The 26,217-nt window shown below is 41.7% G+C and carries 20 protein-coding genes; 8 read left to right on the top strand and 12 right to left on the bottom strand.

Annotation, left to right across the window (positions count from 1 at the left end; all coding sequences use genetic code 11):
• Positions 1–284: 284 nt before the first annotated feature.
• Entirely contained in the window at positions 285–854 is a 570-nt protein-coding gene (locus QE357_RS23210; RefSeq protein ID WP_309713170.1) for a Crp/Fnr family transcriptional regulator, read from the bottom strand.
• A 172-nt stretch (positions 855–1,026) separates the two neighbouring features.
• Positions 1,027–1,932 (bottom strand): DMT family transporter, encoded by a 906-nt coding sequence (locus QE357_RS23205; RefSeq protein WP_309713167.1) that lies wholly within the window; start codon positions 1,930–1,932, stop codon positions 1,027–1,029.
• A gap of 1,428 nt (positions 1,933–3,360) precedes the next feature.
• Between QE357_RS23205 and QE357_RS23200 the strand changes: the two genes are divergently transcribed.
• From QE357_RS23200 to QE357_RS23190, 3 genes are all read left to right on the top strand, one after another.
• Entirely contained in the window at positions 3,361–4,581 is a 1,221-nt protein-coding gene (locus tag QE357_RS23200; RefSeq protein WP_309713164.1) for an enolase C-terminal domain-like protein, read from the top strand.
• A gap of 139 nt (positions 4,582–4,720) precedes the next feature.
• Entirely contained in the window at positions 4,721–5,593 is an 873-nt protein-coding gene (locus QE357_RS23195; protein ID WP_309713161.1) for an AraC family transcriptional regulator, read from the top strand.
• 12 nt (positions 5,594–5,605) lie between these two features.
• Positions 5,606–6,403, top strand: coding sequence for an SDR family oxidoreductase (locus QE357_RS23190; protein WP_309713158.1), 798 nt, complete (start codon positions 5,606–5,608; stop codon positions 6,401–6,403).
• 84 nt (positions 6,404–6,487) lie between these two features.
• Here the strand turns inward: QE357_RS23190 and QE357_RS23185 are convergent, their stop codons facing one another.
• Complete coding sequence (locus tag QE357_RS23185) at positions 6,488–7,549, bottom strand: hypothetical protein (protein WP_309713155.1); 1,062 nt, start codon at positions 7,547–7,549, stop codon at positions 6,488–6,490.
• 167 nt (positions 7,550–7,716) lie between these two features.
• On the bottom strand, positions 7,717–8,961 hold the full coding sequence (locus QE357_RS23180; RefSeq protein WP_309713152.1) for a hypothetical protein: 1,245 nt from the start codon (positions 8,959–8,961) through the stop codon (positions 7,717–7,719).
• Positions 8,962–9,308: 347 nt separating this feature from the next.
• Between QE357_RS23180 and QE357_RS23175 the strand changes: the two genes are divergently transcribed.
• Positions 9,309–9,926, top strand: coding sequence for a DUF1349 domain-containing protein (locus QE357_RS23175; RefSeq protein ID WP_309713150.1), 618 nt, complete (start codon positions 9,309–9,311; stop codon positions 9,924–9,926).
• Positions 9,927–10,153: 227 nt separating this feature from the next.
• Here the strand turns inward: QE357_RS23175 and QE357_RS23170 are convergent, their stop codons facing one another.
• The 3 genes from QE357_RS23170 to QE357_RS23160 form a co-directional block, all read right to left on the bottom strand.
• Complete coding sequence (locus QE357_RS23170; RefSeq protein WP_309713147.1) at positions 10,154–10,891, bottom strand: SDR family oxidoreductase; 738 nt, start codon at positions 10,889–10,891, stop codon at positions 10,154–10,156.
• A 68-nt stretch (positions 10,892–10,959) separates the two neighbouring features.
• Positions 10,960–11,850 (bottom strand): helix-turn-helix domain-containing protein, encoded by an 891-nt coding sequence (locus QE357_RS23165; RefSeq protein ID WP_309713144.1) that lies wholly within the window; start codon positions 11,848–11,850, stop codon positions 10,960–10,962.
• Positions 11,851–11,890: 40 nt separating this feature from the next.
• Complete coding sequence (locus tag QE357_RS23160) at positions 11,891–12,370, bottom strand: hypothetical protein (protein WP_309713141.1); 480 nt, start codon at positions 12,368–12,370, stop codon at positions 11,891–11,893.
• 1,754 nt (positions 12,371–14,124) lie between these two features.
• Between QE357_RS23160 and QE357_RS23155 the strand changes: the two genes are divergently transcribed.
• Positions 14,125–14,793, top strand: coding sequence for a recombinase family protein (locus QE357_RS23155; RefSeq protein ID WP_309713139.1), 669 nt, complete (start codon positions 14,125–14,127; stop codon positions 14,791–14,793).
• Positions 14,794–14,940: 147 nt separating this feature from the next.
• On the opposite strand, the gene QE357_RS23150 is transcribed toward QE357_RS23155, so the two are convergent.
• The 3 genes from QE357_RS23150 to QE357_RS23140 all read right to left on the bottom strand — a co-directional run bounded on the left by QE357_RS23150 (position 14,941) and on the right by QE357_RS23140 (position 17,614).
• Positions 14,941–15,585 carry a hypothetical protein gene (locus tag QE357_RS23150; protein ID WP_309713135.1) on the bottom strand — a complete coding sequence of 215 codons (645 nt, stop codon included), beginning with the start codon at positions 15,583–15,585 and terminating at the stop codon, positions 14,941–14,943.
• Positions 15,586–15,881: 296 nt separating this feature from the next.
• The gene (locus QE357_RS23145; protein WP_309713132.1) at positions 15,882–16,337 is read right to left on the bottom strand and encodes a MarR family transcriptional regulator; all 456 of its coding nucleotides are present in this window, start codon (positions 16,335–16,337) and stop codon (positions 15,882–15,884) included.
• Positions 16,338–17,038: 701 nt separating this feature from the next.
• On the bottom strand, positions 17,039–17,614 hold the full coding sequence (locus QE357_RS23140) for an XRE family transcriptional regulator (RefSeq protein ID WP_309713129.1): 576 nt from the start codon (positions 17,612–17,614) through the stop codon (positions 17,039–17,041).
• Positions 17,615–17,950: 336 nt separating this feature from the next.
• Here QE357_RS23140 and QE357_RS23135 point away from each other — a divergent pair, with 336 nt between their 5' ends.
• From QE357_RS23135 to QE357_RS23125, 3 genes are all read left to right on the top strand, one after another.
• Complete coding sequence (locus QE357_RS23135) at positions 17,951–18,403, top strand: hypothetical protein (protein WP_309713126.1); 453 nt, start codon at positions 17,951–17,953, stop codon at positions 18,401–18,403.
• A 674-nt stretch (positions 18,404–19,077) separates the two neighbouring features.
• Positions 19,078–19,368: a hypothetical protein gene (locus QE357_RS23130; protein WP_309713124.1), complete on the top strand. Its 291-nt coding sequence runs from the start codon at positions 19,078–19,080 to the stop codon at positions 19,366–19,368.
• A 191-nt stretch (positions 19,369–19,559) separates the two neighbouring features.
• Positions 19,560–20,813, top strand: coding sequence for an alkaline phosphatase family protein (locus tag QE357_RS23125; protein WP_309713121.1), 1,254 nt, complete (start codon positions 19,560–19,562; stop codon positions 20,811–20,813).
• A gap of 379 nt (positions 20,814–21,192) precedes the next feature.
• Here QE357_RS23125 and QE357_RS23120 read toward each other — a convergent pair whose 3' ends face one another.
• Positions 21,193–22,731, bottom strand: coding sequence for a SusD/RagB family nutrient-binding outer membrane lipoprotein (locus QE357_RS23120; RefSeq protein ID WP_309713118.1), 1,539 nt, complete (start codon positions 22,729–22,731; stop codon positions 21,193–21,195).
• Positions 22,732–22,761: 30 nt separating this feature from the next.
• Positions 22,762–25,854, bottom strand: coding sequence for a SusC/RagA family TonB-linked outer membrane protein (locus QE357_RS23115; protein WP_309713115.1), 3,093 nt, complete (start codon positions 25,852–25,854; stop codon positions 22,762–22,764).
• Positions 25,855–26,217: the final 363 nt, after the last annotated feature.

The raw sequence follows: 26,217 nt of genomic DNA, 5'->3' as shown, positions 1-26,217 counted from the left end.
ACTTACAAATGATAAAGTGTTGAAGATAGCAAAGTAGTCCTATTGCCCCGTAAGTTAGGCTCAAATCTTCTGACCTTTTAGATCTCAACCGTGAATTTGATCCAGTTTTGTAAGCTTGGTTCCTGATTTAATACCCAATAGTAATTTTTATGTAAACTTACTGGTGTTTAAAACAAACTTCTTTCCTTCAAATTCCAGTGTATGATCTGCATTAAGCCCGCCCTGAAACCAATTAATTGTTTGGTAATCAGAACGAACCACGGTTTTCTTTGCCAACTAATGAATTAGCGAATGCTTTTTCGGATGCGACTCAGGGAGGAAGGCGTGATGCCGAGGTAAGAGGCCAGCATGCTTAAAGGAACTCGATTGGATAGTCCGGGATAGTGTTCGAGAAAATGCAGGTAACGGGTTTGGGCGTCCTGAACCAGCATATTACTGGTGTAACGCAATTTGTTTTCAAGTACGTAAGAAGTGATTTTAAAGAAGATGTCATGCCAGCCGGGTATGACGCTTGAAAGCTCAGTAAAGTCTTCCTTTGAAAAAGCTAACACCTGACAGTCGGTAACGGCTTCAATGTATTCGGCGGAAGGAAGCTCATCCCGAAAACTATTCATATCCACCACAAAACGATTTTCGTAGACAAAGTATCGGGTGAACCCGTCTCCCATTTTGTCGTAATAGCAAACCCTGAAAACGCCGTCGGTTACGTATCCAATTTCTCTGGAAATTTTCCCCGCTTCAGAAAAGTAAGCTCCCTTCGCTACCGACTTCCATCGGGCTTTGGACAAAATCAGTTCGCGTTGGGGGACATCCAGATAACCGAATTGAAGTAAATACGTAATGAGTTCCTGCATGGCTCAAAATTAGGAGATAGAAGCCGGATCACCCCATAACTCTTACGTAAGATAAGACCTAAAAGGAAATAGATATTGATTTAACTAATTGAAATACAAACCAATAGGCACTATTATCGGGCAGGATTGAGAAATGAAGTGCTTCCTACCCCTGCCCGATCATAGTTCAAATTCATTCTAACTGTTCATTCATTACCTGCTTTCGGGCTTTTTTGTTGGCCCGAATTACTAGTAACATTTGAAGTAAAACCGATAGCATAATCAGACCTAAGCCTGTGTAAAAGGCTGGACTTAACTCGCGGTCTTCTTCATACAACAAAATGGCAAGGATAATGGTATAAACGGGTTCAAGATTCAAACTTAAGTTAACGGTAAAAGCCGAAAGCTGGCGTAATACCTGCGTTTGGAGTAGGTATAAGAGTACCGTACAAAAAACGACCAGAATCATTAAATAGCCCAAATCCTGAAAGCTGGGAATCAGGGAAATGCTTGGAAACCAATAGCAATAGATGACCAGAACGGGAATTAGTGAGACGGCTCCTCCCAGCATGGAATAGACCAGTACCGTTTCGCTCGGATGTTTTCGAGCCAGTCGTTCATTACTAATGGTAAATAATGAAGCAAGCAGCGAAGAAATAAAACCTAGAAAAATGCCCAGCCGGTATCGGGTGTCAAAGCTGAAAATCAGAATAATACCCGCTAGCGTTAATAAGCTCAGACTTAGTTCAGACCATGAAAATTTTTGCTTATTGATCAGCGGAGCAACGATTGCTGTGAAAAACCCCGTTAAAGAAAAGCAGACGACACCGACTGAAATATTGGCGTATTTGATACTTCCGTAGAAGAAAATCCAGTGCATGCCAATAAAAAAACCAGCCAAAGCAAGAGGTCCCGCTTGCCGAAGGGAAATGGCCTGAAGTTTTCTGGTAATCGAAAGAATAATTAAAAGCAATAAACCAGCCAAAGCGATTCTATACCAGGCCAGTAAGCCTTCATTTAACGTAATCAATTTGCCAAAAATGCCGGTAAATCCAGCCAGGATAATCGAAATATGGAGCTTGATGAAAGCTTTTTTCATGAGAGATTCATCCAATACTATTAAACGGTAAGTAAGGCTAACGCGAAGCATTAGTAATAAGATGCCCAAACGACATCTGGCTCAACAAGCTGAATGAATGAAAATAGGACACTTCAAATCCGTTTGCCCGTAAGCAAAAGACAAATTCAGTGGTCAAGCTTTACGCAACTGGGGGCGAAATGAGAGAAGCGTGAAGACGAGGATTCATGTATACGGGTGTTTAGAACGGCAAGATAGCGAATTGCGGAAAAAACATACGTGGACAGAAGAGGAAACTGGTAGGGAGTCAGAAAGTGTTATTCAATCCTAAGTAAGGTCCTTCGCTTCGCTCTGGATGGCAAATCGAGGGGTAAACCAATGCTCCCATCTGTCATCTCGAACGCAGGGAGAGACCTTCGGTGGAATGGGACGAAGTTATTAACTTGGGTAAGTCCCCACATTTAGTAAGTTCTTTTGCTTGATAGGCTCGGAGGCCATAACGGCAGGTGGGAACCTGCCGCTTGGTAGGAACGAGAGGGAATCTCGCAGCAGTTGGTTCTTTATTAAGTCATGTACGTCATGAGTTCCCCGTAGAGAGGCGATGAAGTCGCGTCTAGGTAAGAGGCGGTCAGCGTTACTTTAGGGATTATAAATCCCTTACAGAGGGCTTTCGGATTACAAATCCGAAAGAGCGTAGTCTTAGTTAGTTAAAACCAAAATCCTTGATTAAAACTCGTACATCGCAGATCCCCAAGTAGAGACGCGACTTTATCGCGTCTGGGTAAGAGGCGGTTTTGTTACCTCTGTATGACTTCCATTTCCCTTTACGCCGTGGTTGGTGTCTCACCAACCAGGGTTTGCGTACCATATGGCTGGAGAGACACCAGCCATGGTGGGGTTCTTTTCATGTTCCGACCAGCCGCGATGAAGTCGCGTCTCTACCCTTTTAAAATCAAAAGTTTGGGTTGAAGCTACGTTGTACATTATAGATTCCCTCACAGTCGCTCCCGAGTGACACTGTAGTCTGGTAAGTCTCTGGCGAATGTTAGTAAGTATATTTTTGTTGGGGAAGGTTATTCTCTGGCCCGCTACGGGTTTGCATCCTACCGGCCAGAGGCCTAGAGTTAGGTGGTCACTCGACTAGAGCCGAGCGACTGCGGTGGGAGGAGGAGGGCCCGAGGACAAGAAAGTTTGCAACGTCAAGTAGATCCTTCGCTTCGCTCTGGATGACAGATTCCGGTATAAAGTAATTCCGCCGAATGGTCTTCCCGAATGAAGAGAGACAAACGTATGGTCTCTTTTATTTTATCTAAAAGCTCTCTTTAGGGATAGTTAAATAAATCATCAGTAGTGAGTTTATTTCGTAGCGATGCTACTTTATCTTCTGAAGATCGTTAGGCTTTGTCTTACAGGGGTTTAGCCACGGTTTTACTCTAAACCAGAAATACTATGAATAGAAGACTGTTTATGAACCAGCTAGCCAAAGGTACCTTTTCGGCTACTGCCGTTGGTACCTCTTTGTCAGCTTCCGCAGCCGATTACCTTTTGAATACATCGAACGCCGGGGAGTTGGCTTCTCATACAATCGCTGACATTAGTTACACCGACGTACAGCTCAAATGGCCCCGCTTTGTGGGTAAAAATGGCCGTCGGGATATTCATGGGTATGGGCCAAAAGTAAGCGTTTGTGTATTGACTACCGACCAGGGAGCTAAAGGCTGGGGCATGCACGGGAGCAGAAATGCCGAAGCCATCGCTTATTTGAAAGGGAAGCGGGTTTCGGAGGTTTTTCAGCCCTCTTTAGGAGTAACCGACTCTAAAGCACTGGGTTTCGACGTCCCTCTGCACGATCTGGCGGGGGTAATTTTGAACAAGCCCGTGTATGAATTGATGGGTCAGAAAAAGCCTATCCTGACGAAATGCTACAGCGGTATGATCTACTTCGATGAGCTGGAACCCAAAGAAGGCCCCGTAAAAACCACGGCAGATGGTTTGGACCGACTTCTTGAAAACTGTCGACACGATTATGAACTGGGATACCGACAACTCAAACTTAAAATAGGCCGGGGTAATATTTGGATGCCCAAAGAAGAAGGATTGAAGCGGGATATTGAAGTAACTAAACTGGTGGCGAAGACCTTTCCTGATGTGGAGATTCTGGTAGATGCCAACGATGGATTTACCGTCGACACGACGATTGCTTACCTGAAGGGTATCGGCGATATTCCGCTGTTCTGGATGGAAGAACCTTTTGCCGAAACCGTGGCGGATTACCAGAAACTGCGAGCCTGGACAAACGCTAACAAGCCCCAAATGCTGCTTGCCGACGGTGAAGCAGATCCCCGGCAAGAGTTGTTGCGGGAACTGGAAGACAGGAAGCTCATTGATGTTCACCTGACCGACATGATTGGTTATGGATTTACCCCCTGGCGGAAACTGATGCCTGAGTTGAAGAGTAGGGGCATTCTGGCTTCGCCTCACGCCTTTGGAGAGTTATTGAAATCGTATTACTGTGCACATCTGGCGGGAGCATTGGGTAATACGGTAACGATTGAGGGCGTTCCGGCTACTTGCGAAGCTATTGATTTTGGGAAGTATACCATCAAGAAGGGCCAATTCGTGCCTTCGCCAGACCCTGGTTTCGGAATGACCTTACTGAAAAAAGTCTGAGGTATTTTTAATCTCTTGGTAATGATTTGAAAAAGCTGGGTCGCCGGACAGTTACGTTTGCGACCCAGCTTTAACCATGAAAAATGAAGCAGTAATGATTCTTTTTAGTCTTATTAGGGTTAGGTAGAAAAAAGTAGCCGTGCAGGAAACCAAAGGATTACTCGATCCACTCTGGCATCATGACAAGTTGCCATTGATGATTAATGAAAATTGCAGGATTGCCCTGCCGGAAGAGGTGCTAGGGAAATTGCAGCAACCGCATAAGCTCTCCTTCTATTACTTTGTGTATATCGATCAGGGATCTGAAACATATACCATAGATTTACAGGATATTACCATCTCCGCCGGGCAGTTGATCTTTGGCTTGCCGAATCAGATTTTTACGAATCCGATCCACAGCCCGGCGAATCATCATTACCACCTCAGTTTTGATGAACATACCTTGGCGTTGCTTCCGCAGACGTATGCTTTTCTGTTAAACCCTCTTCAAACCCCTGTGATAACCTTCGATCCGGAGGCCAGACAACGGGTGAGGGCTCTTCAGACTAATGTATTTCAGTTATTGCATGCGGCGGCAAAACCCCCAAAGGCGGAGATTGTGCTGGCTCATCTGAATGCCTTATTGACGGAATATAACAGTGCCTATTTCGAAGGAACGGGCCATCAGGCGAATACCCGGTCGTCTAAATACGTAGAATTCAAGCTGATCGTTGAAACACACCTGACCGAACAGCAGGACGTTCATACCATTGCAGCAAAGATGGGAATGACCACGAGTAGCCTTTATGCCCTGGTGAAAGAAAACGCCGGAGTTTCGCCGAAAGAATGGATCACGAATCGATTGATTCTGGAAGCTCAGCGGCAATTGCAATATTCCAGTCGTTCGGTGAAAGAACTGGCCTATGATCTGGGCTTTAATGACCCCAGTTATTTCTCAAGACTCTTCAAAAAGAAAACCGGAAAAAGCGTCAGCGATTTTTCGGAAGGCTTGCGTGATTTGTCCTCAACTTGAGAAGATTTGTCCATGCGGGCTCTTGGCGAGCGGGTTACTTTTGCTTCGTTCTTTATTATAACGATTCACGAAATGAAGTCAGCATTAGTTACCGGAGCCAACAAAGGCATTGGATTTGAAGTAGTGAAAGAACTCGTCCGAAACGGGTTCTTTGTGTACTTGGGAAGTCGGAAGTTAGAAAACGGAATGGCCGCCGTAAACCAGCTCAAGACCGAGGGTATAACGAACGTAGAAGCCATTCTATTGGATGTTACCGACGAGGAATCCGTCAAAGCAGCCCGGGCAAGTTTGGGGGAAAAAGTAAAAGTGCTGGACGTATTGGTAAATAATGCCGGCATCTCCGGTGGATTCCCACAATCGGCCCTTAATGCCACAATTGATCAATTCAAAACCGTATACGATACCAATGTATTTGGGGTAGTACGGGTTACACAGGCGTTTATTGATTTGTTACAGCAGTCGAATCAGCCCCGCATTGTTAATGTAAGTACCGCCATGGCTTCGCTCTCACTGGCTGCGGACCCTGACAGTAGCAGTTATGACCATAAACTCGCCGTGTATCAATCTTCCAAATCAGCTCTGAACATGTACACCATCAATTTGGCGTATGAACTTCGGAATACGGCTTTCAAAGTCAACGCCGTTTGCCCCGGTTATACGCAAACCGATTTTACGGGTTATCAGGGTACAAGCACGCCAGCAGAGGCCGGGAAACGCATTGCCAAATATGCCCTAATCGGCCCGGATGGCCCTACGGGAAAATACGTTAGCGAAGAGTACTTTCCCGAACCGGCAAGTTGTCCGTGGTAAGGTAAAGGGTCTCTGGTAAGGAAATGCTTGAGAATGCTCCATACACAGAAACTTGACTTCTCATGTTGGAGCATTCATTCTACTTTATTTAAAATCAAACCAAAACGGCCCCTGATCTTCATCATAAGTGATACTTACCCTTTTAGAACCATCAAGATTAACCAGTTGATATGTAAAATTTCGATGGTCTTTCTTTTCAAAGTCTTTTCTTACCGTGTTGATAAAACGTTGTAAATAACGTCGATTCAGATCATTAAAGTCTTCTCTATAGGTAATCCATGTACGAATTTTACTAGTAGTATAAATAGGCTTAGCTAATAGCTGTTCTTGGTCGTTAATAAACAATATGCCACTTATCTTTAAGTTAGTTGAATTTGAATTGTAAAAATAACTAGCAAAGATATAATTATTATGAATATCATGATAGCCATCATCTTCAGGATCAAATGTACCTCTAGGAACGATTCCAAAATCGAAAGAAAGTGCTTTTTTAGTTCTCTGAATTTTTTTTCTTAGCGTATTTAATTGTTTAAGGCCATTATAATTATCTGAAAAGCAGTCTATTTGAATGTAAGTTCCTATATTAAGATTGATGTCTGATATTTCAAGGGCGTGGATTTCCCCGCAATTTTCTCGCTTAAAATAGCCTTTAATATAAAGATCGGCCATTACTACTACTACAGTAAGAACTGCAGTTATTCCAACTCCTTTAAGCCAGGAAAACCAGTAAGATCTTGCATAAGTTCGGTATTGAATGAGTTGTTGAATGGAAGAGCAAATGAAAAGAACCGTATAATCTACTACCAATAAAATACTGATGAATAAAGCATCAGGTATTGGTTTTTGCGTAAGCGTAGTTTTAGTAAAAAATTCAAGTACAGGAAAGGCACTTTGGGGAAATAATATCTGAACACCAAAAATGAAATCTGAGGGGTCCTCAATGGTTGATGTTCTTAGGTAAATATACATCCCGAGTTTTAGAAAGAGGAGCCAGCCTATTTGTCCTTTAGTTAACAATAAGCCCGCAACCGGTTGTTGATCAGGCTTGCTCATAAAAATTCTAACTATACAGTAGAGTACCTGAACGTGTGGTAAGAGTAATAAAAAGCCTATTATGATAAGCAATGGGAGGGCGGAAGTATTCATGGTTAATGCATTGAAGGTGGAAGGAAATTGAAAAAATAGAGCTTACTCCTTTAATATTATTCATCTGGTGAATAATATCAAAGGAGGGTAAAAGGGGAGGCGATTATCAGGGGTTTAGTTAAAGTATAACCTCGGTATATTGTATAACCTATTAGGTAGGTACGCTATTATTTATACCCAAAGAATATCGGAAAAAGAAAAGTCACGATAATCGTCCATGCGGTGTAAACGGGAAGATAAAAAGCAATGACTTTTCCAACGCTTTCCAGCCTATCCCGTTTCAATACTACCTTTACTAACTGAGCGGTTACTAAAAATAAATGAACCAGAATCAGAATATTACCTCCTAATATAGCCAGGCGATTAGGCGTTATTCCCCAGGAAGAAATGCGAAACAGAATGGCAGATAAAGCAATTCCATTAATGACAATCGTAACCACAGATAATAGAAATAAAACCCAGAGTTGAATGCGGCTGGTTGACGTTTGAGAAGTCTCCGCAATTGAGAAAAAGATGATGGCCATCACGCCTACCAAGAGGACATTAAAAACCATCAAAAATTCCCTGTCGTTGTAAGGGTCTTTGCCCGTATACAGGATCGCTCCAAGGTATATAACCAGCATAACCAATACCAGAGGACTGAATATTTTGGCAATGACGGGTGAGACTTTGCTAACAAGCTGCGGATTCGTTTGAGTCAGGTAGGTGCCGACAAGGGTTACCGAGGCCAGTCCGCTTACGACTACGTAATTAAAATACCATGAGGTGATGTCTAGCTTAATTAGTGAAAATAAACCGATCGTTATACCCGTCATGATGCCGCCTGAAATCAGGATCAGGGCAGTCATTACCAGTAAATCTCCATTGTACCTTAGATAACTAAGCCTTCTTTCGGCGTCGTTCAAGTTCTTCCCAACAAACGCAAAACCTAAGATCGACCAGAGAAATAAGACCATATGAATGCATGACAAGACTAGCGTATCGCTTTGAGGGTTATTAGGCAACAGGTTGATATACACCAGAGCAATCATCATCAAAACAATAGCTATTGCTATTCTGATAGCTGGCAACTGGTTTTTCCAGGCGAAGTAGGCGGTCAGGAGAGGGAAAACTATGAACCCTATATTTCTCGAATAGTATAGCTCTTCCTGAATAGAAGCAATGGCCGGTAATTTAGCAAAGACACTGGCCAGCAGGCAGGCCAGAATAACCCCAAGTAATTCCCGACTACTTCCCCAGTTGATTTCTTCGGCCTGGTAATGAAGCCTGGCGTTCCAGCTATCGGCTAGTAAGTTTCCTTTGAGTTCAGGGTAGAGCAGACTGAATTCTCGTTTGAAGCCAGTTTTATTGGTTCGATAGAGCTTTTCAAGATGATTGGGATCATCCAGATGAGCAATGATTTCTGATTTCATAGTTTTAAAAATGGAGACGTGTATCTAGATGAGTTAGTAGATTAATGGAAAGTACTTTGTATTGCAAAGTTAAAAGTGTTTTGGAATCTCCAAATCAGTAGCGAAGAATTTTTTATAAAGAGGCGGGATAAATTATTTGAATTACTAATGAAAGATCGAGGTGATGAATCTAAAGTTAATGGGCTGGTGATAAGGACATTGGCTAGTGATTGAAGAACATTGCAGGCCGTTTGATCAGGAATAAATGGTCTTAAAGTAACGCTCTATATGATTTAGTGGTCTAGCTTTGCTAGGTCTTAGAATTTCTTCAGGCCCTATTGCCTGGCTCTTTTGTTATCCATTTATCAATGAAAAAAGTCTTTCTTAGCCTGGCTTGTGTGCTTTTCTGTTACGCTGTCTCGGCTCAATCTCAACCTGTTATGCACTGGTTTAATACCCCCAAAACCTGGAATGGCGATGCTCAGAAACTAACCATGACGGTAGAACCGAACACCGATTTCTGGCGAATCACGCATTACGATTTCATCAGAGATTCAGGGCCTTTTTATTACCAGGAAGTTTCCGGCGACTTCGAAGCCAGTGTCAAAGTATCCGGTCAGTATCAGGAACTCTTTCATCAGGCAGGACTGATGGTACGGATTGATTCGAAAAACTGGATTAAAACCGGTATTGAATACGTAGATGGCGTGCAAAATGTAAGTGCCGTCGTAACCCGTGAGTTTTCGGATTGGTCGGTTGTACCTCGTCATGACAGTCCGCCGAGCATTTACCTGAAACTACTTCGTAAAGGCGATTACGTTCAAATTGAATATTCCTTTGATAACCAAAAGTTTGAAATGCTACGTCTGGCCTATTTTCCGCCAAAGGTGAAAGCACAGATTGGTATGGTAGCGGCTGCTCCGGGAAAGAAAAGTTTTCCGGTAGTATTTGAAAACTTCGTTGTGAAAGCAGTGAATCAGAAATGAGATAAAACCAGGCGTGATACCTTTCGATAGAGGTATTACGCCTAGTATCAAATATAAAAGCGAGTAAGGAAAAGATAGGATTATGAATTCAATAGATTATTATAACGATATTATAACGTTAATTTCTGTTTTTGAATTTTATTCCTCCTGAGAAGATGGAGGTTCAGAAGTGCTCGGGTAATTCAAGTAGAATAGTCCGGGCACTTCTGAATTAGTCTCAAATAGATTTACCAGGGGCTTAATCCCGTTTCTGGATTGTTATCATCACTAAAAAACTGCCCGGTAGGACCATCTGCTTCGAAGGTTGCAGCCTTCACCACTCGTTTTGCAGCATCACTTACCGTGCCTGGTCCACTGTGGTGATTAAAATCCGTGGCGGTATATCCCGGATCAACGGCATTCACTTTGAAAGGCGTGTCCCGTAACTCGTACGCTAATACGATAGTATACGCATTGAGGGCTGCTTTGGAAGAGGTATAACAGGCTCCTTTCACATGGTAGTATTTCCAGTTTGGGTCACTATGCAGCGTTAACGAACCCAGACCCGAAGTTACATTCACAATCCGGGGTTCAGGGGACTGTCGCAATAAATCTATAAAGGTCTGAGTCATCCCAATAACGCCGAAGAAATTGGTTTCGAAAACCTGTCTGAACGTCCGGATATCAGCTTCGCTAGCCGTTTGAGGGAAACCACCGCTGATGCCGGCGTTGTTAATCAGTACATCCAGGCTAACAATCTTTTCACCTAAAATCTGACGGGCGGTTTTAATCGAATGCAGGTCGTCCACATCAATGGCAATAGCTTCAAGGTTTGTAAATCCTTCGGATTTAAGTTGACTTACGGCTTCTTCACCCTTTTCCAGATTGCGACTTCCGAGATAAACGTAATAGCCTTTTTCCAGTAGTTGTCGGGCTGTTTCGAAGCCAATGCTTTTATTGGCTCCTGTAATCAATGCTGTCTTCATGTATGTGATGGTTTGAGACAACAAAAGTACTGCGACTCTGAACGCTGTTCATCACACATTTTTCGGCATTACTGGTACATTTCCCGGGTGGTTGCCCGGTATTCAGCGGGCGTAAGATTGGTTTCGCGTTTGAAAAAGCGGCTGAAATAGGAGGCGTCATTGAACCCTAACGTATACCCAATTTCTTTTAGGGAATGCTCGGTATGAAAAAGAAGCCGACGGGCTTCCATCACCAGCCGTTCATGAATGTGAGTAATGGCTGGTTTACCGCTTTGTGCTTTGACTACTTCGCTTAAGTAACCCGCTGATACGTGTAGCAGGGCGGCGTAGTCGCTTACCTGATGGAGTTGCTGAAAGTGTTCATCGATGTGTGACTGATATTTTTTCAGTAATAATTTTTCTGTGGATGACGGAGTCCTATCAAATTGTTCAGCGTACAATCGACTGAGGTAAGTTAACAGAACCGTAAGATACGCCGACAACATGCGTTGGTGCCAATGGCCTGTCTGCGTATGTTCTGTACTAATTTTTTCCAGAAGGTCTTCCATAAAAACAACATCTGTCTCCGCAAGCATTAGCTCATGTACGTTATGCGGATTGAGAATCAGGGGTAACTGCCTGAGTGTAGCGTTTTCCTGTAAAGCCAGAAATTCTTCGTCAAAAGCAATAGCGGTACCCCACATCGGCGTGGATTCTTCTTTGACGACAATCTGATGGGGGACAAAAAAGTAAAAAGTTTGCTCTCTGGTAGCGTAAGGCCGCATGTCGACCCAGTGCCGGCCATTGCCACGCCGACACAAAACCAGTAAATAATAAGCTTTCCGATGAGGCATTAGTAGCTCGGAGGGATGCGTTAATGTACCATTAAACCGTACGATATTGAATCGTTTATTTCCAATAATGGGATCCTGTTCAAGCGTATAAGTAGGGATGGATTGATCAGCGGTAGTCAGGTTCATACTGAGAGCAAAGCAATTAAAGGTCCCGTTTGAGGAGATCTTATTTCATTTCTCCTAAATAAAAAGAAAGGTTAAGTCCGCCATAAGGACGTTTGGTATTCAGGTTACCATAAGCTGTTAGGCCAATGCCCAGATCACGATTGGATAAGATGAATGGAACTTCAGCCGGAATGCCGATGGTCGCATACCCTAGAGATTCATAAGAATCTTTTCCATAGAGAAAAGGTTCAGAATCTTCTCGGAGAAACTTCCCTCGTTTAACGCCCCACACTCTACTTAAACCCGTTGAAAAACGAAACTTACCTACTTTATATCCATATAAGACTCCTAAATCATTAACGTTCTGGAGAGGCGTTACACTTTCATCATTATAAATTTCGAGATTGTAAGCATAGCGAGTAGTTATCAAGGCAGGCTTATTTTTAAATTCATAAGCCAATGCCAAGGAAAGATTACCTAAAGTTCCGGTTCCAATGCCTGCTGATCCCCAAAAATATTCCTTAGGTTTTTTGCTAGGCATATACTTTTGAACTACCGCTAAACAGGAAAATCAGAGCAAAAATAATAGATAATGGTTTAAACATATAGTGGGTTCATTTGCTGTAAAAGTAAACCTATTTTGCGAAGTATTTGAAGGTTTGTTAAATAGTTATGAATCTAGTTAGTTAAACTGATAAGAACGTATTGAAGGGATCGATTGTGTTAAGTATTTTTTAGTAGTTCATGTCATAAATTGTTCGAGTAATGACTTATGTAATCAGAAATGAATGGGAGGTTTATATGGATCATTACTAGTTAGTAATAAGATATCCATAAAGAATTATGAATAGATTAATTAAATAGAGCTTGAATTTTATAGTTGTAGGGGTATTTAATTTTCTCAAGGAACTTAACTTTATAGCATTAGATCCTAGTAACAACCATTCTTAGCAACACAATACGGGAAAATCTGTTTGGTAAGAGCGATTATTCGAACTTGGTTCCCTTGTATGATTCTAGGTATAGGGGCGGAAGATTTTTTAGAATTAGCTTAATAGATAGACACATATATTATTGAATTTCAATGATTTGTATGGGTATGATTCTGTCATCCGATCGATAAGCATCACTCGAAGTAATCCTGGGTATGATGACAGCATCGTACTTGAAATAGACTGGTATGACACGGGTCTAGGTAGGTTCACCTTTTATGAAGTACATAAAGCCACGTTTAATCTGAATTTCGGAATGATTGTTTGTGAATCCATATTAAGTGCAGAATGCACTGAGGATGATGAGGGATTAGAGTTACTCAAGCATCGAAAAATAACTTCTCTATAATCAAGGATCTTAAGTGCTATATAATTACTACTAATTCAACTATTAACCAGATAAAAATCTATGAAAAAGGCTTTCACCTTTGATACAAATGGAATACAATTAATAAAATAACAATGATGAAAACCTTTATTAAAAAATATTTCCCCACTTCAAAGAAGCGTTAGTTACTACAAAGTAGATTGACAAACTTGAAGAAAAAATTAAAGTTAATTTCCCTCCTGATTACCGATAGTTTTTGATGTATTTAGATGAATTTGGAAGGGAACTAAGTAGCACCTATGCAATCTTTGAACCTGCTGAAAAATTTATGAATGGATTCAAACTAATTGCTCAGATTTTATTCCCGGGGCTATTTACATAGGTTCAAATGGTAACTTGTAAATGGTTGTGATCGATAAGCGTACGTATCCTTATGAATTCTGCCTCTTACTCTTTATTGCTGTTGATAGCGACTTCATTGACCTAGGTGAAACCTTCGAATAATTTTTAGATAAACTTAGTGAAGGTATAGATTTTGAAAATTAGAAGTCGCTATAACTATTGGTGTTTTATACTATAATCAGGCCACCGAATGGTCCATGGCAATAAATAGAATATATTTTACCATGTCTGGTGAAGAATCTTCCCTATGCGAGGCTGCAATTGCTACCGCCGTATTTGTTGTGATTCAGGTATCTTTCTTTATCTATCTTCTTCAAAAGATAATACTGATTAAGAAAAGCCACTGATATAGCGTGTTTGTGTTTTGGTTAGATATAGGCAAACTTGTTACTCCGGGGTGCTTACAATTTTCATAATATTGTATAATTAATAGCTTTTTCTTATTGATGAATTTAATGTATAGAAGAATATTATTATTTATTCGTATTTTACATTCTTTAAATGTTCCTTTAAAACTTGTAAAATAACCTTATTTTCGCCTTTTTACAGGATATTTAGTTAAGTCATTTTGTCATGGTTCAATCATATGTAGCCTATTTTCGGGTTTCTACTCAAAAACAGGGGCGTTCGGGATTAGGTTTGGAGGCTCAGCGGTCTAGCGTAGATGCTTTCACGCGGGGGCGAGGAGAAATCATTGCCGACTTTACCGACATTGAATCGGGAAAAAAAGCTGATCGCCCTCAATTGCTGGCGGCGATTGCCTATTGTAAATCCCATCGGGCCGTATTACTGATTGCTAAACTCGACCGGCTTACGCGTAACGTGGCTTTCATTTTCGCCCTTCGGGATTCGGGAGTGGAGTTTGTTTGTGCGGATATGCCTGAGGCTAACACCCTTACCATTGGGGTCATGGCTACAATGGCTCAGTATGAACGGGAGTTAATTGCTGAACGAACCCGGAAAGCTCTGGCCGAAAAACGCAAGATGGGGGTAGATTTAGGAAGTCCGAAGAACCTGACGGAATCAGCTAAGCGTAAAGGAAAGCATATGAATCAGGTAAACGCTCGTGCCGATGAAAACAACCGTAAAGCCGGAATCTTAGCTCAATCGCTTCGAAAATCAGGACATAACTGGTCTGAAATCGCTTTACTATTGAACGAACACGGTTTTAAAACTCGTCGCGGTAAATGTTTTCAGGCAGTTCAGGTTCAGCGAGTTGTGAAGTTGATGGACGCCATTTGATTCCTTGAGATTTGTCTGTAGCAAACCCGGCTTATTACCGGGCTGCTCTAATTAAATCTCAGATGTCTAAAACTGCAGCTTAGGTATTGAATTAGCCTGTTAATAAAGTCCGTTCAGGCTTAAAAAACCTGAACGGAGCCGAAACCCTTACTTTATATACTGTATTGAATACGAATTTTGAGATTTATTTACGCTGATCTGGTACCTGATTTCCTGTTCTGGATGATGAATCTTTAATCGGTAATTACCCGTAGGCAAACCTTGTATATTAATCATACGAAGGTAAGTAGTTCTTTTGCTTTGATCCTGAAAATGTACGAGTTCTCCCGTATCATCCGTAAGTGTTATGTTTACTAATTTTTTATCTAATTGACAATAATAAAGGCTCAATTTACCAGGTGATTTCATCTCTGGATTAGCCATTAAACTTGCAACTCCATTTTTATACCAGACTTGTTTTGAAGTATAATAATTGGACTTAAGAGTCATTAAATCACCTGAATTTAAGTTGGAAAGCTGAGAGCTTACCAGCCGTCGATTCATCACGGTATACAATACTTCATTAAATAAGTTTACATTTTGTTGCGTCAGAGATGCCATTTCTTTGGGCAGTTCTTCTTCGTACATTAATCGATTTTCTGCCGAAAAAAAACGAATGGTTGGCGTCTTTCCTTCTTCTGAAACGGAAAGGTTCCAGTAAGGAAGCTCTCGGGTTGCTTTGTCATTTTGGGCAGATAATGAATGACTTAAAAGGCCGGCGAGTAACCCAGCAGTTAAAGTGAATAGTTTCATGGCTATGAATTTTGTTAAACAGATGGTTTTTCTGAGCAGCCCTTTTATTCGACCGAGCCAGATGAAAAATTCTTTTCATTACCTATCTGTTCAAAGGCTATGCCAACAATTACAAAACCCTGAAATTAGAGTAATAAAGCACTTTTAACGGAAAAACATGTTCGTAAACGAACATGAAGTGTGCGGTAATGAACGGCAAATCGGAATGAATCAGATAGAATGAAGTTTCCCTATGCCTTACGCCCTGTAACTAGCGTTACATATTACCTAAAAACCAGATACGGTTGTGCTCGAAGCTACACTTTAAGATTAGCTGTCATTTTGTTAATCACCTCTATCACTGTTTTTAACTCTTCATTTGATACGTTATCTATTAATCTGGAGTACATTTCTTCTATGTAAGGAATCAGGGTAACTTCCAGTAGTTCTTTGGCTTTAGGGGTTAAAAAAATGAGTTTATTACGCCGATCCTGCCCATCTTCCTGGCGATAAACCAACTCGCGGCCCGTTAAATTATCAATGAGATAGGTCAGGCTGGCTTTGTCTTTAACCGTTGCATTGGCAATTTCCTGCTGATTTACTCCCTCTTTATCTGATAAATAACTAAGTACCTGCAACATCTCAAAAGTCAGGTCAAGCTTGGCTATTTTTAGTTTATACTGAATAAACTGCCTAAAAGCCATAGTTACTAGTGACTGAGCTTTGAAGTACTGTTTTGATAATTCGATGGAATCTTGCAAGTGATTGTCCATAACTTTTATTAGCGATAGAAAATTGGATTGCGTACAGTAAGTATTACTAAATATAAAATTAATTGTTGATTAAACATAATTTATTAAGTATGTTTAATCAATTTTAAACTTTACTTAACCATAGGTAAGTAATAGTGAATATTTGTATAAGACTTGTATTGGTTCCACTACTTTTCTTATTTTATATAATAGACCCGTGAAATACCTGATTATTTTTCGGAGTGCACGTTTAAGTTTAGTTCAAAATCTTATTCCAAGATAGATTATGGCTCAAAAATGAGAATGTACTCAAAAGTTGTCTGCGTCAATTACCTGCTTTAAGCCAGCCAAACCCTCGTGGACTCCATTAAAAGTGGGCTTCAAACGCAAGCCGAAAAGGGTATTTTTACCGTCAGAAAGTGTATCAGAACTTTTCACCAGGGCCGTAACGGACCTATGTAATTGTTTACTGACTCAGAATGCAACGTCCGCATACAGCGATGAAAATCAGGTAGTTACTTATGAGTTTCATATGGAATAGGAGCATATTAAAATTTATCAATGGCTAGTAAGAGCAACACTTTTTCTATTTTCCCTAAATTCAAAAAAGCATTTTAGCTGGGGAGCAGGATATACATTTCTAATAAATAATCTTACTAATGAAAGCCATTCAGTTATTAAATAATAGAAAAGGGAAGCTGATGCTTCCCTTTTCTATCTAGTTATTTTTGATTGTAGAAATGGACGATTAACATGCGACAACTTTCTTTCGTTCTATTTTTAGGTACATGTGAAAGACGGCCATCAAAAAAAAGTGAATCTCCTGCTTTTAAGGTGAAACTTTTTCCATTAATTAGATATTCTACTTCTCCCGAAAGGATATACTTATACTTTAAAGCATTGGTAAGAACCTCTTCGCGGTACGAATCAGGATGCAACTCGAGCAACAACACATCAACGGTTGAAGCGGGCAGAACATTCTCTAACACTCGCTGATAACTAAATCCCTTCGTATTTTCTTTTTCGAAAGATTCATAATCTTCTTGACGACGAATTAAAATCAGCGGTTCTCTAAATTTAAGACCTTCAAAAAAGTCGCCTACTTCAAGTTCAAGTGATTTGATAATGTTAAAAAGAACAGGCAGCGATGGAACACTCCGATTATTTTCAATCTGGGAAATTAGACCTTTGGTAACATTGGTTTTATCGGCTAATTCCTGTAGCGTCATTCGCTTATGAAGGCGTCTCTCTTTAATTCGGCGACTTACCTCTAGCAAAAAAGCTCCATCCATACTCATAAAATTCATAATAAGTTGTAAAACACGAAATTTTCACAAGATACGAATTATATAATATATGTGCCTTTAAACAACAGAATCAGCATTTTGGAGATTATTTTAAATAATGAATTCTTGACCGCTATTATTAAATATTAGTATTAATTAAGGAATATCTATAATTTGAATTGGCTCGTCTTTACCGAAGGGTTTACCGTTTCTAATAGGAATGTCTATCGTTACAGGATTAACTCTATTTTGGACCTATACTCGAATTCATTTATTTTAATTTTAATAGTATATTAATGTCTGGCGAAGTAAATTATATTTTACAATGAATGGAAACAACTAAGAAGCATGTATCAGGAAAAACAATACTTTAGACAACTCTGGGTATGGGCTATTCTAGCTTTTGCAATGACCGTTACCTTGATTCAATCTATATCGGCTAACCAATACACGGGTGTATATATAATGGTGGGCGTTATTATTCTTTTCGCAGTGTTGCGACTTGAAATTCGAATCAATGAAGAAGGGATCGCGTACCGATGGGTACCGTTCATGATCACGTACCGACAAATGCATTGGAATGAAATTGAATCCATGCGGGTTAGAAAATACGCTCCTTTAAGCGAGTTTGGAGGCTGGGGAATACGATGGTCCCTGCAAGGTACTGCCCACACCGTAAGTGGTTACGACGGGTTGGAGATTTGGGTGAAAAATAAAAAGCGGTTCATCCTTCTGGGAACGCAACATCCTGAAGAATTAACTGAACTAATAAAGGTGAATCAGAGTAAAATTACTGTATAGCAGACGTATATATTGTAACGTTATTAACTAATAACGCTAAAGCCTGGCTGAAACTTTCAGCTTGAATTCTGCTAGTTTCTTATTCATCTGTTTTGGTATCTTTTATTAAACTAACGTAAAAGCACGCTCCAGTCAGAATGACAAAGAGGGTACTCACTAGGCCAAAGGCATGATCTGCTTGAATACTACCTTCTCTCACACAGAATGCAAGCACTTCCATTAATACATCTTTGGAAGTTTTTAGTTAAGGTAAAATGATTTTGTCTTTACCTAACTAACCTATATCAATCAGCTTTTGCCGGGTTTAAAAGTAATGAATAACCAAACTAGGGTTGATATTTATCGACGGAGCTATTGGGGCAGTCGAGGTGTTTCCCAGCCCTCTTTCTTAGCCAAGTTATAACAGACCATAATGATCTATTTCTGGCGAGGCTCTTTTATACTCTTGCGTCCCATACTTCCGCTTAATCTTCCATTTTATGTTTCTATTTACAATAGACACTAATTTTAAAATAGATTAACTAAACGTTCAATCAAACATTAACCATTTCATAACACACATATAACCTTCTCCTGATTCCGAAAACCTACTTTTGTTGCCGGATTTTAAACCGTTTTCAGATCTCATTTTTCCTTTTCTTCCCTCGAAAAGGCATTTTATTGACCCTATTTCTATGAGGCATCCTCTGCGTAACGTATGGACTCATGGTCAGAAAATGACCGTCTTTTTGCTCCTCTTGGGCATCAGACTCATGGCTCAGAATATTGGTGTAGAAGGGATTATCTCGACCTCGGATAGAAGCAGTCTTCTGCCTGTTATTAACATTCTCATCAAAGGAACTACGCAGGAGATGGTTTCGGATGTAAAGGGCACAACGTATTCGCAGGGAACCGGAATGTATGTGCAGCAACTGGCGAACCCGTCTGGGTACCAGTTGCTAAAGTTAAGATTTGATCTAGTTTGAGTAGGTTTGATTTAGTTTGAAGTTTGATATAAGTTTGAACGGATTTGAAGTTTGACATCAGGTACGAACGAATGAAGCTGTTCTAACTATTTTTCAAACCTCCTTAAACTTGTATCAAACTTCAAACCAAGGATCAACCCCATTATCTGACCTTCTCAAACGAAATTAAACCCTATCAAACCCTTCAAAAGATGACCTTTAAACATTTCATTACTTATTCATCGATTGCCTTTGCCAGTATTACTGCCAGTTACGCACAGCAAGGGGCTCATAAGGCCCTTTTTGTAATTGTAGATGGTATTTCTTACGAACAGCTTCAGAAAATCCCAACGCCTAATCTGGATGCCATTGCGAAGGTAGGTGGGATGACGAAAGCGTATGTGGGCGGGGAGAAAAAGACTTACTCGCAAACCCCGACGATTTCGGCGGTTGGTTATAACAGCCTGTTAACCAGTACCTGGGTCAATAAACACAACGTTTGGGATAACAGTATCAAAGAACCGAATTATAACTACTGGAACATTTTTCGCTTCTTCAAACAAACGCATCCTGATAAAAAAACGGCTGTGTTTTCTACCTGGCTGGATAACCGCACCAAGCTAATTGGTACGGGTTTGCCTCAAACCAATCGGTTTGAGATGGATTATCATTTCGATGGATTTGAGTTGGATACCTTGCATTTTCCGCACGATAATAAGTCAGAATACATTCGCCAGATTGACGAAAAAGTAGTGAACGAAGCCTCGACGTACATCAAAACCAATGCTCCTGATTTGTCCTGGGTATACCTGGAATATACCGACGACATGGGTCACCGCTACGGCAATAGCGAACAGTTCACGAATGCGGTGAAGTTGATGGATGATCAGATGGGCCGTTTGTGGAAAGCCATTCAGGAACGCGAAAAAATGGGTGAAAAGTGGCAATTTTTTATTACTACCGATCACGGTCGCAGTGAGCCGACGGGTAAAGACCACGGTCGCCAATCCGACGCCGAACGCAGTACCTGGATCGTTACCAACGCCAGCGGACTGAATGATTACTTTAAAAAATCTGCGGAAACGAAAGCATACCCTGCTATTGTAGATATTACCCCGACGATTGGTCGTCACCTGAATATTATTTTCCCTAAAGACCGGGCTTTTGAGCTGGATGGCGTACCCTTAACCGGAAAATTATCCGTAAATCATCCTACGATTGAAAAGGAAAACAAGCAGATCAAGTTAACCTGGAAGGCCATTGATAAAGAGGGAGACGTGAAAATATGGCTGGCTTTAACTAATAACTTCGAAAAAGGGGGCAGCGATCATTATGTATTAATGGATCAACTTCCGGTAACCGCCGAAAAAGCAACCCTGGACGTTTCCAAACTTCCTGAAGGTTTCTACAAAGTGGTGATTGAAGGGAAGTATAACACCGTTAATCGCTGGGTAGTAGAAAGGTAGATGATAGATTATGTCTAAGGTTCTTCTCCCTGTAGAGACGTGACTTCATAGCGTCTGGTTAGAGGTGGTTTTTGTTCCGTGGTTGGTGTCCTCACCAACCATTATTAATGGCTGGTGAAGATACCAGCCAGGGAGGGAGCCCTGGATGTAATCCGGGGAAACATCGGATTACAAATCCTCAACAAGTAGCTTTCGGATTGTAAATCCAAAAGAGCATTAGTAACAAAGGCTGCCTCTACCCAGACGCGATGAAGTCGCGTCTCTACTTTCCTCCCTGGCTGGTGAGGACACCAGCCAGGGAGGGAGTAACTAAGCCGCCTCTCTACCTTATCACTTAAGATGTCCGTTTTATGGGCCTCTTAAGTGATTTAAAACCGAATTATTTCAATAACCACATCTGTTGGTTAAAGTCATCACTTCCGCCGTATTGGCTATTTATCGCAGCTTTTACCTGGCTCGTGTTATAATCCAGTTCTTTTTGAGGATACAACCATCGAATAGGAAGCTTATCCGCTGGTGTATTATTATTGGATGCCGTGTTGATAGGGAATTTAGGGTAACCCGTCCGGCGGTTTTCGTAGAAAGCATCGTTATTCGGAGCCTGCAAGAATGTGCTCAGGTATTTTTGAGTAATGATCTGGCTCAGTTGCTGCTCCGTATTTCCGTTTAACTTGACCTTATCTGAACTTATGTAATTCGCAATGTACGCATCCGTGATTACCCGATTGTGGTGATAAAGAACATTATCCGGCGTATGGCTGGCCGTGAATTTCATTGCTGCTGTAATGCCCTCGTTATAATACGTTTCTACGGACGTTCCTGAAATCCAGCCGCGAAGGGTAGCCTCGGCCAGCATGAATTTCAGCATGGCATAACTCAGCAAATAAACAGGTTCTGAATCGGGCAGTTCGGTATAACGACTATTCAGAGCTGAGTAATCTTTTGAGGTATAAATCCGGGTCATGTCTGAGTAAGTCATCGACGGATCGGTTCCGATATAAGCTGCGTAATCGCTAACCGCTTTCCCTGCCGCTACCTGAACGGAAGACGGATTGGCGTAATAAAACAGTCGATAATCCTGTAAATCTTTGAGGATGGCAACGGGTACCTGCGAGACCATCGGATAAATGATGGAAGGGTTACCTAACTTATAGAAAGGATACCGCTGATTGGCTTTATCTGAATAGACCAGTTGAAAATTATCCGCATTACTCTGAAAAATCGGACGACTCGCAACGATAGACTTGAAGCGTTCGATTACTCGTAAATCAGTGTCCGACGTTTTTTTGTAGAGGCTTAATAATACCTGCAACTCAAAGGTATTGACCATTTTACGCCACTTGGTTACATCGCCGTTGTAAATAGGATCGCCCTGAAAAGTAGCTCCCTTCGCAAATAACTGATCGGCTTCGTCGAGTTCTTTAAGAATGCCTGCAAAAACGTCTTTCTGGCTGTCATACTTCGGGGCAATCACGTCAGATTCTCCCTTCAAGGCATCGCTGTAAGGAATATCGCCCACCTGCATGGTAAGGCTATAAAATTTCCAGGCACGAATAAATTTTCCGAGAGCCGTGTATGCATTCTTCTCCGTTCCTTCTTGAGCGTAACCAATCATTTTTTCTACGTTGGTAAGCACCACAAGTCCGTCGAAACTGGCTCTTCCTAAATAGTTATACTGATAATCCTCAGGAAATTCCGTATATAATACCGTTTTGCCAAGCATTGCGGGTTGCAGAAAGCTTTTCCCTGAGGAGATGGTGTTATCGGTGATATTCAGAATAAGATTGGTAGCAATCATCGGGGCGGTTGCATTAACAGCCGCATCGGGATTGGTATTCAGTTCTTCGAACTTTGAGCAACTGGTTAAAGCACCTATTGTCAAGCTCGTAACCAGTAATGTTTTGAATATAGTTTTCATCGGAAATGCTTGAATAATAAGGTTGAATGCTTAGAAAGTCAGTTGCAGGTTTGCTCCCAGGTAACGTACGGAAGGAGAAGTTAACTGCGTATCATCCGCCTTGTCAGGATCGGCGAAACGGAAGGATTTGGTCCACATCCATACGTTTTGACTCGTCAGGGAAAGCATAGCTGAGCGGACCCCAATCCGTTGAGCTACCGCGGCAGGCAGACTATACCCAATCGACACTTCCCGTAGTTTCAGGAAAGTAGCATTCGTTACGCCGCGAGTGCCGTCACCATAGCGGCGGGCGTAATCCTGATAGGAAACCTTCGTTTCGTTAGGGGCATATTGACGAGTATCGCTGGTAATGTTACCGTACGTATCGTAGGTTACCGTTCCCGAAGAAACCACTACACCTTTGCCCTGGAAAGATTTGTTACCATTCACCACTTCGTCATAACGCCACTGATTATCCGTGTCGGGGTGAGAACCCGTATCCCACATTTTGTAAGCTGTGTAGTTATTCAACAAACCACCCACGCGGCCATCGAAGCTCAGCCCAAACTGAAACTGGTGCCAGCGAATGGTATTGGCCAGACCCCAGATAAATTTAGGATCAGTATAGCCATACAGATAGTTATAATCACTGGCCAGCGGCATCCCATTGGTCCGATGAATGAGGTTACCCGAAGGATCATGTAACCAGGTACGACCCGTATACGTATCCACCCGGGCGTTCACTTTTGTCCAGGGATTATCTGCTGAGTAAACAGGATCGAGCGATTTGAAATACCGGTGGTTAAACGACCAGTTTGCCGTTACGTCCCATTGTAGATTACTCTTTTTGATGATAGAAGATTCCAGACTCAATTCTACGCCACGACGAACATACGTCTGATTGGTGTTAATTAAAGTCGTATAAAAGCCCGAGGCTGAAGAAATGTTAGCACTGGTCTGGATGTTGTAGTTGTACTTGTTAAAGTACGCAGCATCAAACTTAAGGCGTTTGTTAAGGAAGTAAGCCGCCATCCCGATTTCCCAGGTGCGATTGGTTTCGGGAAGGATGGAAGCACTTCGAATAGTCGTTGGGTAACTGGCCGAGTTCAGACCATCCCAGTCAGCAGTAGTGGTTGAATAATTTTGGTTGGTGTCGTATACGCCCAAATCCGTTTTAGATAAGGTCCAAGAACCGCGAACTTTCCAGAAATCCAGCCAGCTAGGTAAGTTTTTAAAGAATTCGCTTAATACTATGCTACTGCCAATCGAAGGATAAAAATACGACCGTGAGTTAATGGGCATAGTAGAACTCCAGTCATTTCGACCCGTTACGTCCACAAAAATTCCGTTGAGGTACGAAAGCGTTAACTTACCGTATAAACTGTTTACCTGTTTTGAGCCGTAAGGTTTATTGAAAGGATTTACACTCACGTTAGGCCGCTCGACGGAATTATTAAGCGAATAATACCCCGGTACAACCAAGCCCCCACGGGTAGAGCTGTACAATTCCTGATTGCTGTAACTGTAAATGGTTCCCCCCGCCAGAGCGTCGATACCGAAGGCTCCGATGTTGGTATTATACGTTAATAAAGCGTCTCCGTTGAAACTCCATCCCGTCTTTTTATCGATGGAGTAAAGACCCGCCGCATCCCAACCGCGAGTTGAAAGAATATTAATGGGGTTACGGCGGGTTTCATCGTTCTGATACCAGTCAAAACCCGGACGAACAATCAGTTTGGCTCCCCGAAAAATGTTATAACTCGCCGTCAGGTTGGCGTTCATTTTGTTTTGCTGAATGGCATTGAGCTTCTCGTAAGCAATGAGGTAAGGGTTATCGTACCACGCCGAATAATGCCAGTTTTGCTGCTCGTTAGGCACTACCCAATAATCACGGTACTTACTCAAATCGTATTCAGGGCCTGTCCACATTAAAATCTGGTACATATATCCCTGATCACTGTAACCCGCTCCGGTGATTTGTGGAGCCGTTTTGCGGTTCAGACCAATCTGGCTGGAAAGTGTAAATTTGTCGCCTGCTTTAATTTCGCCACCCAGTGTAAAATTAAACGCGTTAGATTTCAGATTAGGGTATTGGCCTTTGTTATAGATGTGGTTAAAAGACGCCCGGAAACTCCCGTTTTCACCCGTTTGAGTGATGTTGATGTTATTGTTAGTAACGATGCCCGGAACCAGGAAATCACGGAAGTTATTTTTTCCACGAGAAGTCAATTCCATGTTTTCTAGCTTCTTCGTTTCCGGGTTCCACTGATCGGTTTTCAGGCCAATGTCCAGCTTTGCACCCCAGACGTAATCGGTTGCACTGTACGTTCCGCCCAACCCTGCACTGTAACTATTTTGTACTTTGGGTAACATCAGGAAACCCGCGTTCACCATATTATTGGAGTTAAACGTTACCGTGAAACCCTTGTTTGCACCCCCTCTTTTGGTCGTGATGATAATGGCACCGCTGCCTCCGCGAGAACCGTACAAAGCTGCCGCCGTGGGGCCTTTCAGTACGTCAATACTTTCAATATCATCCTGCGGTACATTACTAATATCCATGTTTCCGTAAGGGACGCCATCAATCACCAACAGAGGCGTTTCGCCGCGAAGCGAAAGCGTGGGAGCCTGATTAAATTCCGTACTGTTCTTCACATACAAACCCGAAATGCGTCCGGTTAAGGAAGTAGCGACGTTCACCCCTTTCACCGTTTGAAGGGCGGTTCCGCTTACTTTCTGAACGGCATAACCCAAGGCTCGTTCTTCCCTTTTTACCCCAAGAGCCGTTACCACGACCTCATCAAGTTGTTGCTGATCTTCGCTCAATACCGTATTAATCTCTGTACGTGAGCCGATTATCTCTTCTTTGGGAGCGAAGCCGATAAATGAAAAAATCAATACGCTATCACCCGCACTAACCGTCAGGCGATACCTGCCATCCACGTCGGTATTCGTTCCGCGAGTGCTGTTCTTGACTCGAATGGTAACCCCAGGAACGGGTTTTCCGTCAGCCTGAGCCGTTACTCGTCCTGTGAGGGTTTGATTCTGGGCAACGCTGCTCAGACTGGATAGGCACAAAAGAATTAGGGCTATCAAACGTATATTGATATACGATGAATCCTTGATAGGTAATAGTGTTCGCATACGTGTTAGGAAGAAAGTGTATAAAATGGAAAAATACTCGCACATAAAAGACGGGTTCTGCTCCCAAGGAACAGACCTTTCTTTAAGGTTTTATGAAGACTTGTGCTAAGAAGCAAACAAATCTTAACTTGAAACGCTGCTAAAATGAAGTGAATTCTGTTAGACTAAATTATAAAACATCTGACTGTATAAATCATAAAAGACATATATTTTATTTTGCGGTAAATAAATTTACAGTCAAATGATATTTTGATATGACCTGATAACGGAATTATGAAGTAAGATCGAAAGAGAGCTTAAGAAGCAAAAATATGCCTTAGGAGAGTGGCAGGCTATTGGCTACTTTTATAAAGGAAGGTAATT

Source organism: Siphonobacter sp. SORGH_AS_0500 (assembly GCF_031453245.1).
In the GTDB taxonomy this organism is placed as follows: Bacteria; Bacteroidota; Bacteroidia; order Cytophagales; family Spirosomataceae; genus Siphonobacter.
The sequence above is the reverse complement of the archived record's forward strand: the minus strand, read 5'-3'. Positions and strand labels throughout refer to the sequence as shown.

Coding starts and splice junctions, on each gene's coding strand:
- QE357_RS23210 (WP_309713170.1), bottom strand. CDS start 854: ATGCAGGAACTCATTACGTATTTACTTCAATTCGGTTATCTGGATGTC.
- QE357_RS23205 (WP_309713167.1), bottom strand. CDS start 1,932: ATGAAAAAAGCTTTCATCAAGCTCCATATTTCGATTATCCTGGCTGGA.
- QE357_RS23200 (WP_309713164.1), top strand. CDS start 3,361: ATGAATAGAAGACTGTTTATGAACCAGCTAGCCAAAGGTACCTTTTCG.
- QE357_RS23190 (WP_309713158.1), top strand. CDS start 5,606: ATGCGGGCTCTTGGCGAGCGGGTTACTTTTGCTTCGTTCTTTATTATA.
- QE357_RS23185 (WP_309713155.1), bottom strand. CDS start 7,549: ATGAATACTTCCGCCCTCCCATTGCTTATCATAATAGGCTTTTTATTA.
- QE357_RS23180 (WP_309713152.1), bottom strand. CDS start 8,961: ATGAAATCAGAAATCATTGCTCATCTGGATGATCCCAATCATCTTGAA.
- QE357_RS23175 (WP_309713150.1), top strand. CDS start 9,309: ATGAAAAAAGTCTTTCTTAGCCTGGCTTGTGTGCTTTTCTGTTACGCT.
- QE357_RS23170 (WP_309713147.1), bottom strand. CDS start 10,891: ATGAAGACAGCATTGATTACAGGAGCCAATAAAAGCATTGGCTTCGAA.
- QE357_RS23165 (WP_309713144.1), bottom strand. CDS start 11,850: ATGAACCTGACTACCGCTGATCAATCCATCCCTACTTATACGCTTGAA.
- QE357_RS23160 (WP_309713141.1), bottom strand. CDS start 12,370: ATGCCTAGCAAAAAACCTAAGGAATATTTTTGGGGATCAGCAGGCATT.
- QE357_RS23155 (WP_309713139.1), top strand. CDS start 14,125: ATGGTTCAATCATATGTAGCCTATTTTCGGGTTTCTACTCAAAAACAG.
- QE357_RS23150 (WP_309713135.1), bottom strand. CDS start 15,585: ATGAAACTATTCACTTTAACTGCTGGGTTACTCGCCGGCCTTTTAAGT.
- QE357_RS23145 (WP_309713132.1), bottom strand. CDS start 16,337: ATGGACAATCACTTGCAAGATTCCATCGAATTATCAAAACAGTACTTC.
- QE357_RS23140 (WP_309713129.1), bottom strand. CDS start 17,614: ATGAGTATGGATGGAGCTTTTTTGCTAGAGGTAAGTCGCCGAATTAAA.
- QE357_RS23135 (WP_309713126.1), top strand. CDS start 17,951: ATGTATCAGGAAAAACAATACTTTAGACAACTCTGGGTATGGGCTATT.
- QE357_RS23130 (WP_309713124.1), top strand. CDS start 19,078: ATGAGGCATCCTCTGCGTAACGTATGGACTCATGGTCAGAAAATGACC.
- QE357_RS23125 (WP_309713121.1), top strand. CDS start 19,560: ATGACCTTTAAACATTTCATTACTTATTCATCGATTGCCTTTGCCAGT.
- QE357_RS23120 (WP_309713118.1), bottom strand. CDS start 22,731: ATGAAAACTATATTCAAAACATTACTGGTTACGAGCTTGACAATAGGT.
- QE357_RS23115 (WP_309713115.1), bottom strand. CDS start 25,854: ATGCGAACACTATTACCTATCAAGGATTCATCGTATATCAATATACGT.